This window comes from Maricaulis maris (genome assembly GCF_049116555.1).
GTDB classification, from domain to species: Bacteria; Pseudomonadota; Alphaproteobacteria; order Caulobacterales; family Maricaulaceae; genus Maricaulis; species Maricaulis maris_C.
Map to the genome: position 1 here is coordinate 1 of NZ_JAGDYT010000006.1, position 15,097 is coordinate 15,097.

11 protein-coding genes are annotated in these 15,097 nt (G+C 62.3%); 4 read left to right on the forward strand and 7 right to left on the reverse strand.

What is annotated here, in order from left to right:
* Nucleotides 1-422: 422 nt before the first annotated feature.
* Nucleotides 423-1,232, reverse strand: a complete 810-nt coding sequence (locus JXQ94_RS07635; protein ID WP_421923179.1) for a LytR/AlgR family response regulator transcription factor — start codon at nt 1,230-1,232, stop codon at nt 423-425.
* Between the two features lie 502 nt (nt 1,233-1,734).
* Between JXQ94_RS07635 and JXQ94_RS07640 the strand changes: the two genes are divergently transcribed.
* Together JXQ94_RS07640 and JXQ94_RS07645 are read left to right on the forward strand one after the other, a co-directional pair.
* Nucleotides 1,735-2,589, forward strand: coding sequence for a LytTR family DNA-binding domain-containing protein (locus tag JXQ94_RS07640; RefSeq protein ID WP_421923180.1), 855 nt, complete (start codon nt 1,735-1,737; stop codon nt 2,587-2,589).
* Nucleotides 2,590-3,078: 489 nt separating this feature from the next.
* Nucleotides 3,079-6,141 (forward strand): TonB-dependent receptor domain-containing protein, encoded by a 3,063-nt coding sequence (locus tag JXQ94_RS07645; RefSeq protein ID WP_421923181.1) that lies wholly within the window; start codon nt 3,079-3,081, stop codon nt 6,139-6,141.
* Between the two features lie 52 nt (nt 6,142-6,193).
* On the opposite strand, the gene JXQ94_RS07650 is transcribed toward JXQ94_RS07645, so the two are convergent.
* Genes JXQ94_RS07650 through JXQ94_RS07660 form a run of 3 tightly spaced genes read right to left on the reverse strand, consistent with a single transcriptional unit; the run spans nt 6,194 to nt 10,230 of the window.
* The gene (locus JXQ94_RS07650) at nt 6,194-8,020 is read right to left on the reverse strand and encodes an ABC transporter ATP-binding protein (protein ID WP_421923182.1); all 1,827 of its coding nucleotides are present in this window, start codon (nt 8,018-8,020) and stop codon (nt 6,194-6,196) included.
* A gap of 6 nt (nt 8,021-8,026) precedes the next feature.
* Nucleotides 8,027-9,457 (reverse strand): sulfotransferase family protein, encoded by a 1,431-nt coding sequence (locus JXQ94_RS07655; protein ID WP_421923183.1) that lies wholly within the window; start codon nt 9,455-9,457, stop codon nt 8,027-8,029.
* Nucleotides 9,458-9,459: 2 nt separating this feature from the next.
* Nucleotides 9,460-10,230: a sulfotransferase family protein gene (locus JXQ94_RS07660; RefSeq protein ID WP_421923184.1), complete on the reverse strand. Its 771-nt coding sequence runs from the start codon at nt 10,228-10,230 to the stop codon at nt 9,460-9,462.
* A gap of 268 nt (nt 10,231-10,498) precedes the next feature.
* On the opposite strand from JXQ94_RS07660, the gene JXQ94_RS07665 reads away from it, so the two are divergent.
* On the forward strand, nt 10,499-11,014 hold the full coding sequence (locus JXQ94_RS07665) for a c-type cytochrome (RefSeq protein WP_421923185.1): 516 nt from the start codon (nt 10,499-10,501) through the stop codon (nt 11,012-11,014).
* 18 nt (nt 11,015-11,032) lie between these two features.
* Here the strand turns inward: JXQ94_RS07665 and JXQ94_RS07670 are convergent, their stop codons facing one another.
* The 3 genes from JXQ94_RS07670 to egtB all read right to left on the reverse strand — a co-directional run bounded on the left by JXQ94_RS07670 (nt 11,033) and on the right by egtB (nt 13,928).
* Entirely contained in the window at nt 11,033-11,719 is a 687-nt protein-coding gene (locus JXQ94_RS07670; protein WP_421923186.1) for a hypothetical protein, read from the reverse strand.
* Nucleotides 11,720-11,811: 92 nt separating this feature from the next.
* A complete protein-coding gene (locus tag JXQ94_RS07675; protein WP_421923187.1) occupies nt 11,812-12,579 on the reverse strand; it encodes a class II aldolase/adducin family protein in 768 nt (255 codons plus the stop codon).
* Nucleotides 12,580-12,647: 68 nt separating this feature from the next.
* Nucleotides 12,648-13,928: an ergothioneine biosynthesis protein EgtB gene (gene egtB / locus JXQ94_RS07680; RefSeq protein ID WP_421923188.1), complete on the reverse strand. Its 1,281-nt coding sequence runs from the start codon at nt 13,926-13,928 to the stop codon at nt 12,648-12,650.
* A gap of 97 nt (nt 13,929-14,025) precedes the next feature.
* On the opposite strand from egtB, the gene JXQ94_RS07685 reads away from it, so the two are divergent.
* Entirely contained in the window at nt 14,026-15,084 is a 1,059-nt protein-coding gene (locus tag JXQ94_RS07685) for a DUF2336 domain-containing protein (RefSeq protein ID WP_421923190.1), read from the forward strand.
* Nucleotides 15,085-15,097: the final 13 nt, after the last annotated feature.

Consider the following 15,097-nt stretch of genomic DNA (forward strand, 5'->3'; position numbering starts at 1 on the left):
TGAAGTCAATCGCGTTTTTCAGGGTTTCTGCAGAGCGTCCTGTCCAGCGATGTTTTCCGAGGAAAATCTCGCCGGCGCCGGACTTGAATTGCGCCTGATGAAAACCTGAAGAGCGAGAGCCCTTCCCCCGTCGCCAGCGCCCCGTTTCCGTGGCCCCCGCTGCGAGGAGGGCGAGGTTTAGGGCTCGCGCTTTTTGAAGTCAATCAGCGTTTGCGGGAGTTTCTGCACTCTTATGCAGTCGCACGTTCAATCCCCTGCTGTCACAGGGAATTCGGTTTACAGGCCGACCATCCGTCCCGGGCTGGACAGGCGAGGCCAGCTGCGCCTGGGCGCATCATCCGGCTATTCATTCGCCCATCGCGGGCCTTCCCCCATCGCGGCGCCGGAATCACACGGGAGCCGGCATGGGAGCTGACGCCCGGTCAGGCCGCCGCTTCCTCGGTCCTTGGCCGGGCCTGGGTTTGTTGGATGAGCTCGGCCAGCCCGTCGCGATATTTGCGACCGACGCGGACCCGGGCGCCATTGGTCAGTTCGACCGCATAGAGGCCGTGTCGGTCCCGCAAGGCCGCGGCAATCTCATCGACATTGACGATTGCAGAGCGATGAACCCGCAGGAAGCGGGCCGGATCCAGCCGCGCCTCCAATTGCTTCATGGTCATGCGCTCGAGCAGTTTGCGCGTGCGCAGATGGAAATAGACATAGCCGCGGGCCGCCTCCAGCCAAACAATCTCGGACTGGCCGATCCGGACCCGGGCCCCGTGCCCGGAAATCCAGAAATCGCGCGCACACGCGGCGGTGCCGACCGAACCGGCCCGATCACGCAAATCGGCCAGAGCCTCTTCCAGCAGGGCGGCGCGAGCCTGGGCCTGCCGCTCCACGAGGATTTGTTGCAGGCGCTGGATCGTCACCGCGAGGCGCGCAGCCTCGATCGGCCGCAACAGGAAATCACTGGCGCCGCGGTCATAGGCCTCGAGGGCCCGGTCCGGGTAGTCGCCGATCATCACCGTCACAGGCGCGCTTTCGCCCAGCTCGCGCAGGGCAACCAGTGCGGTCTCGAGCGCCGGATGGTCCACATCAAGGAAGAGGACATCCGCGGCATTGGCATCGCAGATCGGCAGGACAGAAAAGACGGATGCGGTGGCCAGATCCACCTTCACCGAGGCGTCACGCTGGAGCGCACGAACCAGATGCGCTCTGGCGAGAGGTCTGCTTTCCAGAATGACGCACCGCATTACAAAATCTCCATCAATGAAATCAACGATTTACATGATAGATTGCGATCAGGTCGGCGCGATAGTGGCGGGTCCGGATTGAATGACCAAACGCCGCCATGATGGGGCGAATGGAACCAGATTGGGTTTATCACGCGCCAGACTGGGCCGAATGACGGGATTTCCGCGACGAATGCCAAGGACGGTTTGTCGCCGAATACCTGCCGTTCGCGCCGGAAGTCGGCGACTCGTCACCCTGGGCCGCGTCTCGTCTCAAACACCTCGCGCGCCGGACAGGCGAATGCTTCGGTCAGACGGCGTGTCAGATTGAAATTCTTTGATCCCGGATACGCTCGGGCTGTCACGAGCCCATATCCCTTACTCGTTGCGTGCGGCGCACCATCCGGCGTGTCGCACGCAACCTTTTCGGCCACCGCCTCCGCTCCCAGATGTCGAGACCGTAACCCGATGGCAAGCCTGGACACAGCCGGTCGCCGTTATCGGGAATATCTGTGAGGGCGTTATGATTCATTCGTGGTGGCAGGATGGGACGACGGTAGCGCCAGTGGGCTGGCGGCGTGTGATTGCGGCCACCGCGCTCGGCTGGTCCGCGCTGCTGGTCGTTTTCACCACCGTCCATTCCCTCGACATGTCCCGCCTCGGTATCGCGCACACCATTGTCGAGGTCGTCCAGGCCCAGGCCGTCATCATGATTCCCTGGCTGGTCATCTTTCCGGCAATCGGCCTGACGCGGGTCTGCCAGCTCACGGCCAAGACGCCGCTCTGGATTGCCGCGCTGGAACTCACCCTCCTGGGAGCGAGCGGCATCCTGATCATCTATCTGCACATCATTTTTGTGTATGCGCCCTTTATCGGCGCGCCCCCGGAACAGATTCTCGACCAGATCCCGCTCATCAACTGGGCTTGGGATCCGGTCATGATCGCCCTCACTGCCCTCCTCAGCGATCTCTACACACGCGCGGCCCTGCGCGCGCGCAAAGCCCGGGAACCGGTTGAGGAGAGGATCGTGCTGCGCAATGGCCGTCAGGAAGACATCCTCGATATCGGCGATATCATCGCGGTCAGCGCCCAGGGCAATTATGTGGCCTTCGTGTCGGCCACCCGCGAATGGCTGCAACGCGCCACGCTGGCGGAGCTTGTCGTGCAACTGACCGAGCGGGACTTTATCCATATCCACCGTTCGCATCTCGTCCGCTCCTCCCAGATCACGTCCTTTGAACGCGCGCGCGGCCGCATTGTCCGGGTGACACTGGCCTCCGGGCATGAATTCCCGGTCAGCGCCCGCGGCGCCGAAGCGCTGCAATCGCATATCGCCAACACGACCCTGGCCAGCCTGCCGGCCCGTACACTCGACTGAGTTGACGTGCCGGCCGGTCTGCCCCGCACACCCGCGCAAGAATGGAAGCCGCCCGCCTGACCGAACCCGGGTGACAGGGCCCGGGTGACAGGGCCCGGGTGACTGGGCCCGGGTGACAGGGCCCCGGCGCGCGCACCCTGCCCTGTCTGGCCGTCCGAAACCTGACCATTTCCTGACAATCCGCACAGCCAGGGCCAACACGGCCGGACTGGGACGGGCCGGGTTCAACACTGGCCCGGCCCGAGCCGCCACCCAATGAAACAACGTCCCCGTTCGGCCCGGATTTCACACCTTTGGGGAGACAGGCCGCCATTCGCGACACCCGCCCGTGGCTGGCAACTTTCGACTGTCAGTGTGTTCAGCCCATTCGGCTCTATCCGTCCCATACGCCCGTCACATGGCGTTGTCCGACACCGCGCCTTCCCGCCGGCGCCGGACCCAGCTGCAAGGCTCCGCTTGAACCGGCGCCATCACTCCTGAGGGGATAAAATGAGAGACGAAGACTTCAAATCGCGCATCCTGCGATCCACCATCCTTGCCGGCCTCGCCGCCGCAGGCCTGGTGGTTTCACCGGCCCACGCCCAGCAACCCGTGACACTCGACGATGTCGACGAGGAAACCGAGGAAACGGAAGACCGCATCGTTGTCACCGGCTCACGCGTGCGCCGCAACAGCTTTACCTCGACCTCGCCCCTGCAGGTGATCAATGAGGACACCATCCAGGAAGCCGGATTGGTCGATGTGGGTGAAATTCTGCGGTCGACCTCGGTCGTCCAGGGCGCCCAGCTGGATCTGCAGACGAATTCGCAATTCGTCGGCAATGCCGGCCCGGGTGGCCAGGCCGTGTCGCTTCGCGGTCTCGCCGCCGACCGGACGCTGGTTCTGATCAATGGGCGACGCTTCGCCCCGGCCGGCGTTGAAGGCGCACCATCCTTCCCGGATGTGTCGCTGATCCCGTCCTCCATGATCCAGCGGGTCGACATCCTGCTCGACGGCGCGTCCTCGGTTTATGGCTCGGACGCTGTGGCCGGCGTGACCAATGTCGTCCTGCGCACCGAGTTCGACGGCTTCCAGGTCGAGGCCTTCACCACCGTTCCGGAAGACAGTGGCGGCTCCCAGTCGAGCGCGAATTTCCTGGTTGGCGGCACGGAAGGCCGCGCCAGCTTCGTCTTTGCTGCGGAACTCGTCCGCAATGAAGAGCTGACGGGGACCCAGCGCGACTGGATGTCCCGCGATGGCGGTCAGTATTGTTCCTTCGACATCATCGACAATGGCGACGGCACGACGACAGAAACCTGCGGCACCGCGCACGCCTTCCAGTCCGGCCTCGGCATTCTCCTGCCCAGCTTCACCCTGTTCTACGGGGCACCGGGAACCACGGCAGCCGCCTCCGATCTCGGCGTCGCCGGTTTCGTCAATGGCCGCGGCCCGAATGCCGGCGGATTCTCCGACCAGGCGCTGAATAATTCCCGCGTTGTGAACACGTATGAATCACCGGAGTTCGAGCGTTCCGTCTTCTTCCTGAGCGGGACATACGAGCTCGACGACTGGCTCCCGGGTTCGAATTTCTTCACCGAAACCTCCTTCTCCAACCGCCAGACCTTCTTCAATGGCGGGCCGGCCCAGTTCACGGTCGATTTCAACGCCGACAACCCGTTCAACCCCTTCGGTTCGCCGGGCTCCATCCTGCTGATGGCACCGTGGGATAATGAGGTCACCGTCGAGCTGGAACAGTGGCGCACCTATAACGGTCTGCAAGGCGATCTGGGCTTCATGGGTGCACCGGGCTGGGACTATGAGGTCTTTGCCGGCTACACGCGCTCCATGGGCTATTCCTCGCGCACTGTGACGCTGGAAGAGAATCTCAACCTGTCCGCGTCGGCCACGGCCGACCCGACCACCGGCCTGCCGGTTTGCGGCGTTCCCACACCGGGCGGCTTCTTCCAGTCGCGTACGCCTGAAACCTGCGTGCCCATCAATTTCTGGGCCCAGGGCCTGTACGGATCTGAGTCCGCTTTCGATGAAGGCCAGGCCGGCATTGACTGGCTGCGCGGCCAGCGCGAGATCACGACCTTCGTGGATGAGCGCATTCTCGGCGGTTTCGTCACCGGTCCGCTCTTCGAGCTGATGGATGGCGAAGTCTCGGTCGTGCTCGGGTCAGAATGGCGTGAACAATCGCTCGACTCGCGCTCCGGCGAAGTGGCTGAACGCGGTCTTGGCCTGAATTTCTTCAAGGACCGCTCATCGGCGGGTTCCGTGGAGCTGTTCGAGGTCTACGGCGAAGTCGTGGCACCGATCATCCAGGACCGTGCCTTTGCGCGTGAAATCACGTTTGAAGCGGCGGCTCGCCTGGTCGACCATGAGTTCTACGGTCAGAACTCCACCTGGAGTGCCCGCATGCGCTGGGTTCCGGTCGATTTCCTGACCCTGCGCGGCACGGCAGGCACGTCCTTCCGCGCTCCGAACCTGCGAGAACTCTTCCTGGGCGGTCAGTCCGGCTTTGTCGGCTTCGTCAATGATCCGTGTGGCGTTCCGGCGACCGCTGTCGGAACCGACCCGATCACCGGTCTGCCAGTCTATGCACCGGGACCGGACAGCAATGGCGACGGCATCGGTGACCTGGACGGTCGCGCCCAGATCGTACTGGACAATTGTACGGCTGAAGGCGTTGACCCGCTCAATCTCGGCGTGACTGGTACGGGCGGTTTCGAAGCCTTCCGGTCGGGCAATCCGGGTCTTGATCCGGAGACCTCCGAGGCCATTTCCTTGGGCTTCGTCATCGAGCAGCCCTTCACGGACGCCTTCGACCTGACCTTTGGCGTGAACTATTTCGAGATCGAAGTCAGCGATTCGATCTTGGTGCCGACGGCCGGTCAGATCCTCGGCAACTGCTATCGCTCGGGCAATTTCCCGAACGATCCGTTCTGTACGCGCCGTGTGCGTGACCCGAACACGCAATTCCTGGTCGAGGTGGACACCACGCCGTTCAACGTGTCGTCGAACACATCGGAAGGCATGGACTACAACATCCGCTTCAACAAGGACTTCACCGCCTTCGGTCAGAATTTCTCGCTGACCTCGGATGCCGCCCTGACCCAGTCCACCGACATCACGACGACGATCACGCTGGGTGGCGTCACGAATGTCAACGAGGCGCTGAATACGCTCGGCAATCCGGAATGGCGCGGCACCTTTACCAACCGGCTCTTCACGTCGACGGATTGGGGTGATCTCACCTTCTTCCACCGCGCGCGCTGGATCGGCGAGGTGAATGTGACCGAGAATCCGAACTTTATCGGAACCGGCACCTCGGCCCAGTTTGATGTCCCGTCAGCCCAATATCACGACATTTCGGTGTCGCTGTCGCAGGAAAGCTGGCGCGTCACGATGGGCATCCAGAACCTCGCCAATGAAGCCCCGCCCCAGATCGATGAGGACCTCGGTGCCCAGGGCGTTGGCCTTGGCAGCCTGACCACGCGCAATGTGCCGTCGGGTGGCGGATACGATCAGATCGGTCGCCGCTTCTTCATCAATGTGTCAAAGCGTTTCTAGACACTGATCGACCGCGAACGGAGACGGCCCGCGCCCATGGCGTGGGCCGTTTTCATGTCCGATAGGCGTCAGCCTGGAGGTCGAACATCGCGGCATAACCGCCGCCTTGCGCCATCAGCGCTTCGTGGTCACCCGCTTCTGCGATCCGACCCGCTTCAAGCAGGATGATCCGGTCCGCCGCGCGCAAATTGGACAGGCGATGGCTGATCAGAATAAGCGAACGCCCCGGTGCGAGCGGTCGCGCCATGAACGCCGCCTCCGCCTCTGCATCGAGCGCTGCGGTCGGCTCGTCAAGGATCAGAATATCGGCAGCCTCATTGGCATGCGCCCGCGCCATGGCCAGGCGTTGCCACTGACCGCCTGACAATTCCACACCTTCCGCGAACCGCTTGGACAGGCGCGTCTCAATACCGCCGGGCAAGTCCGAGACAAGGTCCTGTGCCAGACCGGCGGCCAGGGCGCGGTCCATGGCCCGGGGCGACAGCGTCTCGAGACCGAGACCCGCTTCGACATTGTCGCGCACCGACAATTTGTAATTCACATGCGGCTGGAACATCACGCCTATGCGGTGAGCCAGAGCTGTCGGCTCCCACTCGCCCAGATCAAGGCCATCCAGCAACACCCGACCCGAATCCGGTCGGTACAGTCCAGCGGCCAGCTTGACGAGCGTTGTCTTGCCCGACCCGTTGATCCCCACCAGACCGAGACGGGTGCCCGGCGGCAGGTGAAAGCTGACATCGCGCAGGGCGGGCGTGGGGGCACCGGGATAGGTGAAGCCGACCTTGTCGAAACGAAGGCCATCACCCGGCTTGGGTCCCGCGACCTGTCGGCCCTGCGTGCGTCCTTCATCGAGGTCCAGCAGGACAAAGAGACGCGTCACATAGAGCACGTCCTCATAACTGCCCGTGAAGGCACCCAGCAGTGCATTGACGGCGTTCTGACCCTGTTTGAGCAAGCCGATCAGCATGGTCATCTGGCCGAGGCTGAAACGGCCGCCAATGGTCACCGCGACGATCCACAGCTTGCCGCCGAGGAAAATGGCTGATCCCAGCACCCCCAGCGCCGATCCAATCAGGGCCTGGCGCCCCTGCATCCGGCGGTCGCCCGCATGCATGCCGGTGAACAGGTCGGTGAAGCGCTCCAGGAGCGGCGCGCCGAGCCCGTAATGCAGACGCTCGCGCGCGGCGGCCTCATTGGTCACCAGGCTTTCGAGATAGTTGCGCTCGCGCATTTGCGGCGAGCGCGCCGTGTAGAAGCGGTAGGCATCCCCGGAAAACCGGAGATTGCCCATGAAGGCCGGCAAGCCGCCCAGGAGCATCAGCGCAATGAGCCAGGGCGCACTCGCCGCCAGCAATGCGGTGATCGAGATCAGCGTGACAACCGCCTGCAGCGTATCGAAGCCGCGCACGATCAGCCCGTAGGGCCGGGCCGAGGCAAATTGCTTCGCATGGATCAGCATTTCCTGAACCTTGGGATGCTCGATCTGCGCCAGGGAAAACCGGTTGGCCTTGTCAAGGATCAGGCGGGCCACGGCGAAGCCGAGTTCGGCATGAAGCCGCGCCTTCTGAAACACGAGCCAGCGGCGGACAACCAGCAAAACCGCCAGGATAACCGCCTCGATCATGACCCAGCGCATCGCCGCGTCCCTGTCCGCATCCAGACCGCTTTCGATCGCGGCGACGACGCCGTCGATCAGGAGTTTGGACACATAGAGCGCCGCCGGCGGCAGGAGGGCCGCGATCACGGTCATAACGGCAATGCCGGCTGTCAGGCCCGGCCGGGTCCGGGCAATAATCGCAAGCGTACGACCGGCCGCCGATAATCGCTCCCGCCAGGACGGGACCAGATCATTGAGCGTGTCCGGGGCAGACTCCGGCATGATGGATCACGCAACCCGCGCCTTCTGGGCGGCGGCTTCCTCGGCCATCTTGCGCGACAGGACCGCACCCTTGTGCGGGAAGACTTCGCTCGGGACCGGACGATCAAGGAAAGGCGCGAGACGCTCAAAGCCTTCCCCCGAACAGATATCGATCACCAGCAGATCGTCCGGACGATCCTTGAAGAAGGTCATCACATCGCGGACATGCTGGTCATAGACCCAGGAAAACCGGTCCTTGCAGAAATTATAGCAACCATAGACCGACGCCCTCAGGAATTGGCGCATGCGCAGATGCACTTCCTCGTCCGGGTCATTCACATCCTTGAAGGCCGGGCGATTATAATAGTGGCGCGAGACCGAGCCGAGCCAGCTCTCCTTCTCCCGGACAGTCAGGACGAATTTCGAGCCCGGATACTGCTTGTCCAATTGCTGGTAGATCGGAATGGTCGTGATGTCGGTGAGACCGTCGAAATAGCGCAGCAGAGTGAGGTCATACTGGGCATTGGCAATCTCGATATAGGTATCCTCGTCGATCGGATAATGGCTGCAGTCAAAGCCGAGCATTTGCAGGCCCGATGTCAGGCTGCGCGTTCCCGTGCGTGACAGTCCAAGCCCGAAAACCTTGGGCTTGTCCGCTTTTCGACCGTAAGCGACACGATCCGAATTCGCCTCCAGCCAGGCGTCGAGATCGGCTCGCGTGAACGGCGCTTCTGACGTGATGCCCAGCGCTTTCAGTTCGGCTTCGGCATGCTCCGGCAGGGCGGCGATGAAATCATGGACCTCATCCGGCGTCGCCGACAGCGGCACGAGGCGCCGGGCATATTCAACCGCGTGACGGGCCATGCTGAGATCACAGAACTCGCCGTCGCGCGTCACCCATTTCTTCATCGAACGAGTCAGCCGCTCGCGCTGCACCTTGGTGCGGCTGCGTAGTTCGCGCAGGGCGTATTTCATGAAGATGTGGTGATAGGCTTGGAAATGATCGTGCAGGATGTCGAAATTGCGGAACTGCTTGGCCGAGCCCATGGGCTTCATGGCCAGATTGCGCAGACGCGATTCCGGCCGCAGCACGTATTTCATGTCATCGTCGGGAATTTCGACGGCGGCCATGGCCCGCACCAGGTCAATACGGGTGATGTGCACGCCGCAATGAAGACGCCCGCGAAAACGATCGGAGACATAGGAGTCGACATAAGGCGCGTCGCAGCTGTCGATAAAGGGCCGCATGTTTTCGAGGATGAGGCAGTCCGCATCAACATAGACGACATAATCGCAGTCATGCTCGATGCGGAGCATTTGCGACACGCATTCGGTGAAGGGGCGCACATCGTCGATCACATGGACCGCATCCGGCTGGATGTTCTCGATTGCCAGTTCAAGGGCGACATCCCGTGTGCGCTCATCAATCTGACGGAAAACCAAATCTACTTTCGCCATCATCATTCCCCCCACTGAAACGGCGCATTGGCCGTCGCAGCCATCTGCTCGAACAGGGCGAGGTGTTCGGGCTTCATTTCCGTCTTCCAGCGCAGATCGAGCTCAATCCGGCCGGAGTGATTTTCGTAATAATCGCGCGTTCGTGAACCAAGGCTGACAAACGCGTCCTCAGGATCGTCGAAGCGCGACCGCGCAGCAATGAACTGGGTTCCGCTGTTGCCGCCAAGAACATGGTGTTCGACCGCTGCGAAATTCGCCATGCCCGGCTCATAGTCAAGGCCGACCAACCGGCACAGGGCCTCGATCGTCGCAGCGCTGTTCTCTGCGAGGTCTTCGTAGCGAACATGCATTTTCGGGCCATCAAAGGCTTCAAAGAGCGCGTCCGCACTGGCCATCTTGTCGATCCAGGCCTGGATCTGGGCGGCCGGATCGCGATCGGGGTATTTGCGCAGGCGGGAATTGACCACGGCGCGGCCATCCCGGCTCAACTTCAAAAGGACCGGCGTGCCACCGCCAGCGCGAACCTCGCCGGCTCGCGCCTCGATCCAGCCTTCATCCTTGGTCGAATCAATAATGACCCGCTTGCCCACATGCGCGGAGACCTGGGCGTAGAGCGGCGTATCGCCATCCCATTCAAAGCCCGCCCAGACCGGGCAGTCCTCGCCACAAATCTTGCAGACACGCTTGCGCAAGGGTTTCTTCTCGTCCCCGAGATAACGCGCCTTGCCGCCTTCGCCCATGTAAAATGCGTCTGAATGACTACCGAGGATCATCCCCAGCAAGGTCGAGCCAGAATGTCCGGCTCCACAAATCATGACGGCCGTCAGCCGTGATCGGTCCTGCATCCTGTCCCGTTGCCTCTAGATGATCCCCGCGGATACTTCTTGGCTATCGCGCTGCAACAAACAAGCAAAAAAGCGGCATGAGTGCGACCGGATCGGGATGTGCGGGCTTGCTTTGCAGCCTGGTGTCATCGTGCCGCATGTTGGTGCAGTCTTGTCAGGCTATAACGTGTGCCTGCATCGCTTTGGGGAATGTCGCATGAAACCTGTCCTAATCGCCCTCCTGCCGGCCATCACGCTCGCTGCCTGTGGCGGCAATGATGTGACGGCACCCGGTGACGCGCCAACCGCCCCGGCTTCAACCGACTCGGCTTCAACCGACACGGCAAGCCGCAACGCCGCGCCCGATACCCCGGCCGAAGCCATTGCCATCCTCACCAGCCTCGGGGGCGATTATGTGGATGCCGACCTCGTCAATGGCGCGCGCCAATTCCGTCGCTGCCAGTCCTGCCACACCTTGAATGAGGGCGGTCGCCACACGGTTGGACCAAACCTCCATGGTGTGATGGGCCGGGCCGCTGCCGACGCCGACCGCTTCAGCTTCTCGAGCCAGTTGAGTGAGGCCGGCCTGATCTGGGATCTCGAAACCCTTGACGCCTGGATCGAGAACCCACGGGCCCTGGTTCCGGGCAATCGAATGAGTTTTGTCGGTTTGCGCGACGCCGAGGACCGACGCGATGTGATTGCCTATATCGCCGTGGAAACAACTGAATAACAAGCAGGGTCGCGCGGCTCAAAAACGCCGCCAAACCGACAGGAAGACAGCTTCCTGATCAATGGCATTGCGGCCGGCGGGGGTGATTGAGGCCCCGACCTGGACGGTCTGGCGACCGATATCCCGACTTATGGAAACTTGTAGTTTGTGCTGTTCGAAGTCGGGCGCACCCGGCCGAGCCGTCTCCGCACTCCAGACCGAGAAACTCTGGGCCAATACCTGCCAACGCTCGGCAAATCCCCAGCCTGCGGTCAGGTCCAGGCGGGCTTCGTCCAGATAGGCGCCGTCGCGCCAGCGCCAGGCGGATTGTGCCTCCAGGAAAACGTGATCCCCCAGGCTTCGCCCCGCCAGTGCCCGGACTTCCGCGGCCATTTCGCCAGTCCCGAAAGCCTGGTTCGAGACATTCTCGCCCTGGCCCGGAATCAGGGCCGTCAGCTGGAGCGAGGCAATGGCCCGGGAACCGCGCCAGACTTCGCGGCGCCAGCCGATCTCACTCGCCGACAAGCCCTGGGCGGAATCAAGGGAGGGCCCCCGCAGCCGGCGCACATCCTGCCAGGCCAGTCGCGCGACCAGCGTATCCCGGTGTGTGACCCCGTATTCCAGATAGGCCGCGGTTTCATCCTTGTGGAAATAGCCGTCATCAACCGGCTGACCGGAGGCATCGAAACTGGTCTCGGCCCGGTCAATCAGCGTTGTCAGGATCAACAGGCCTTCGCCGCGCTCCTGGGGCCAGGCCGCGGCATGAGCCGGCGCGTCGAGACCATGTCCCGTCGCGCCGACCAGACAGCCAGCCGCTATCAGACGTCGAAGCCGGGGCTTTCGCGACGGACGCGATCCATCACGGCCGCCCAGGCGATTTCCTTGAAGAACTCGTTCGACGCGATCTCCCCGGATTGTCCGAAGACGCGATCCTGCATCTTCTCGTCCCATTCAATCAGCTCTCCACCGGCCTGGGCCATGACCTGGATCTTGCAGGCACGCTCCAGTAGATAGATGCGAATATACGCGCTAAACGGGTGGTCGCCAACCGATAACGTTCCATGGTTGCGCAGGATCATGAGATTCTTCTCGCCCAAATCCGCGACCAGCCGCGCTTTCTCCTCGGATTCCAGCGCGATGCCCTCATAGTCGTGATAGCTCACATCATTGAAGACATTCATTGCCAGTTGCGAGATCGGACGCAGCCCCCCCTTCTGGGCTGCCACCGCAACACCCGCATCGGAATGCAGGTGCAGGGCGACCGCGACATCCGGGCGGGCGTGGTGGATCGCCGAGTGAATGACAAAACCCGCCGGATTGATTCCGTATTGCGACGGCGGCAGCACATTGCCGTCCAGATCGACCTTCACGAGATTGGAGGCCGTCACGTCTTCATAGAGAAGGCCGAACGGGTTGAGCAGGAAATGCTCGTCCGGTCCGGGAACCCGCATCGAGATGTGGGTAAAGAAGAGGTCGTCCCAACCGTGCATGCGCACAAGCCGGTACAGCGCCGCCAGGTCACAACGCGCTTTCCATTCCTCGGCCGAGACCTGATCCTTGACCGAAAGATTTGCCTGATCATCCATGATGTTCTCCCCATGGCTTATATCATTATCGCCAACACGGCTCAGGATCGTGCCTGTCGCCTGTCCCGTCAAATATCGCGTGCCAGTCGAACCCCGGAAAACTGCCAACGGGCCTCGGGCGGGAAGAAATTCCGGTAGGTCGAGCGGACATGATCGGGGGCCGTGGCACAGGATCCCCCACGAAGGACAAACTGGCCGCACATGAATTTTCCATTGTACTCGCCGACCGCGCCGGCCGCCGGGCGATAGCGCGGATAGGGCGAATAGGCCGACCGGGTCCACTCCCAGGCATCACCAAACATCTGGCGCAAACCACCCGCCGCCGCGGCGGATTGCGGTGTGACGCCCGGATGAGCTGACAGGCCGGGATCGACGAAACGTCCATCGCACGCACGCGCCCCGGTCGTCGCCGCATGCTCCCATTCGCGCTCATCCGGTAACCGCGCCCCGCTCCATTCGGCAAAGGCGCTGGCCTCGTAATAGCTGAGATGAATGACCGGCGCGTCCGGATCGAGCGTTTGCTGGCCGTGCAAGGTGAACTCCTCCCACCCGGCGGCTCCTTCGCGCCAATAGAGCGGTGCGGCCCACCCCTCCGCCTGCACCCGCGCCCAGCCATCGGAGAGCCAGAGCGTCGCCGTGCCATAGCCGCCATCAGCGATGAAATCGGCATAGTCGCGATTCGTCGCCAGTCGGTCCGCCAGGGCGAAGGGTGTGAGGATGGCTTTGTGCCGTGGCCCCTCATTGTCAAAATGGAAGCCCCCGGCCTCGGCACCGATCTCGACAACGCCGCCATCAAACTCGACCCAGCCGGGTGGTCCCGATGGCGTTACCGCGCGGGATGACTGCGCCCGAAAGGCTGCTGGCGCGAAGGGATGGCGCGACAGGACATGCTTGATATCGGTCAGGATCAGCTCCTGGTGCTGTTCCTCGTGGGCGAGGCCCAGCTGAATCAGCGGAGCCAGCGCCGCGTTTTTGATGTCTTGGTTAGCGCCGAGTAAACGCATCATCGCAGCATCGACATGAGCGCGGTAATCCAGCACCTCAGCCAGCGGCGGGCGGCTGAGGAAACCACGCTCCGGCCGATCATGGCGAGCGCCGATCCCGTTATAATAGGAATTGAACAGGTAATTGTATTCGCAGGAAAATTCTTCGTATCCCGGACAATACTCGCGAAGCAGGAACGTCTCCCAGAACCAGGTCGTGTGCGCCAGATGCCATTTGGTCGGGCTGACATCGGCCATGGTCTGGACCAGCATGTCCTCGGCACTCAATCCTGCGACCAGGGATTGTGTTCGATTGCGCACACCCGAATAGAGTGACGACAATGATACCTGCCGCATGTCTTCCATGCTTCTAACTCCCCGTGCCGACTGCCCGAATTAAGAAGTTTTCAAGGCGTCCATGTCATCGATAACGGTCAATACAACTGATCGCAAATCAAGAACCATGGCCGCTAAACCCGCTGACGCTCTTCACCTCCTCGCGACCGTACGCGACCCCGAGAAACGCCAGCAGCTTGCGCTGAGCGTAACGGAGATGTGCGTCGCGCAACCGCTCGCGCCAAGCGCAGAGCCGATTGCCGGTGACCTCCTTGTCACGCTGTCGACCAAGTCTGACCTCGACACCAAGGTGGCGATGGCCAAGAAGCTCGCCAATTGCGATTGGGCGCCCCATTCGGCAGTCCGCCATTTCGCGTTCGACCAGATCGAGATCTCTGCGATCATCATCGAAAAGAGCGACCTTCTCACCCAGAAGGACATGATCGAGCTGGCAGAAACGGGCTCGATCGAACATCGCCGGCATCTCGCCATGCGGGCCAATCTCTGCCTGCCTGTGACCGATCGCCTGGCGGAACCCGGTGAGCCGATCGTCCTGCGCGCGCTCGCAAACAATGACACGGCCGAGATTTCCGAGGACACGCTGGAGGTCTGCCTGCATGTCGCTCGCGAGCACCCCAAGCTGCGTGAGGCCCTCGCCCGCCGCCATGACTTGTCGACGGATTACGCCACCCAGCTCTGCATCATGCTGCCGGAAAACTGGCGCGAAGAATTGTATCGTCGCTTTGGCCTCGACAAGGCCAAGGTCGAAACCCTCGCTGTCGAGGCGGCGCTGGGCGCCACGCCGGAAGACGTCGACAAGAATGCCGCCCGGGAAGTCCAGGACGCCAAGGAGGCCGGGAAACTCTCCGGTCGCTTCGCGATGGAATCCCTGAAGGCGGGCAAGGAAGCTGTTTTCGATCATGCGATTGCCGCCCTGTGCGATATCAAGGCATCGCAATGGCGCGTTGCGCTGGCCATGAATGGCGTGCGCGCAGCCGCCATGGCCTGCCAGGCCGCACAGCTGGACCGCACCGCCTATCCGATCATTCACAAGACACTGCAGCGTTCCGGCCGCATCCACCAGGCCCTCGAGGGCGACGCGATGGCCGCCGCCGCAAATGTCTTCCGCATGTACGGACCGGAAAAAGCGGCGAAGGTCTTGCGCCAGATGGGCACGAGGGCTTGAATAAGAACCTGTT

Coding starts and splice junctions, on each gene's coding strand:
- JXQ94_RS07635 (WP_421923179.1), bottom strand. CDS start 1,232: ATGCGGTGCGTCATTCTGGAAAGCAGACCTCTCGCCAGAGCGCATCTG.
- JXQ94_RS07640 (WP_421923180.1), top strand. CDS start 1,735: ATGATTCATTCGTGGTGGCAGGATGGGACGACGGTAGCGCCAGTGGGC.
- JXQ94_RS07645 (WP_421923181.1), top strand. CDS start 3,079: ATGAGAGACGAAGACTTCAAATCGCGCATCCTGCGATCCACCATCCTT.
- JXQ94_RS07650 (WP_421923182.1), bottom strand. CDS start 8,020: ATGCCGGAGTCTGCCCCGGACACGCTCAATGATCTGGTCCCGTCCTGG.
- JXQ94_RS07655 (WP_421923183.1), bottom strand. CDS start 9,457: ATGGCGAAAGTAGATTTGGTTTTCCGTCAGATTGATGAGCGCACACGG.
- JXQ94_RS07660 (WP_421923184.1), bottom strand. CDS start 10,230: ATGATCCTCGGTAGTCATTCAGACGCATTTTACATGGGCGAAGGCGGC.
- JXQ94_RS07665 (WP_421923185.1), top strand. CDS start 10,499: ATGAAACCTGTCCTAATCGCCCTCCTGCCGGCCATCACGCTCGCTGCC.
- JXQ94_RS07675 (WP_421923187.1), bottom strand. CDS start 12,579: ATGGATGATCAGGCAAATCTTTCGGTCAAGGATCAGGTCTCGGCCGAG.
- egtB (WP_421923188.1), bottom strand. CDS start 13,928: ATGGAAGACATGCGGCAGGTATCATTGTCGTCACTCTATTCGGGTGTG.
- JXQ94_RS07685 (WP_421923190.1), top strand. CDS start 14,026: ATGGCCGCTAAACCCGCTGACGCTCTTCACCTCCTCGCGACCGTACGC.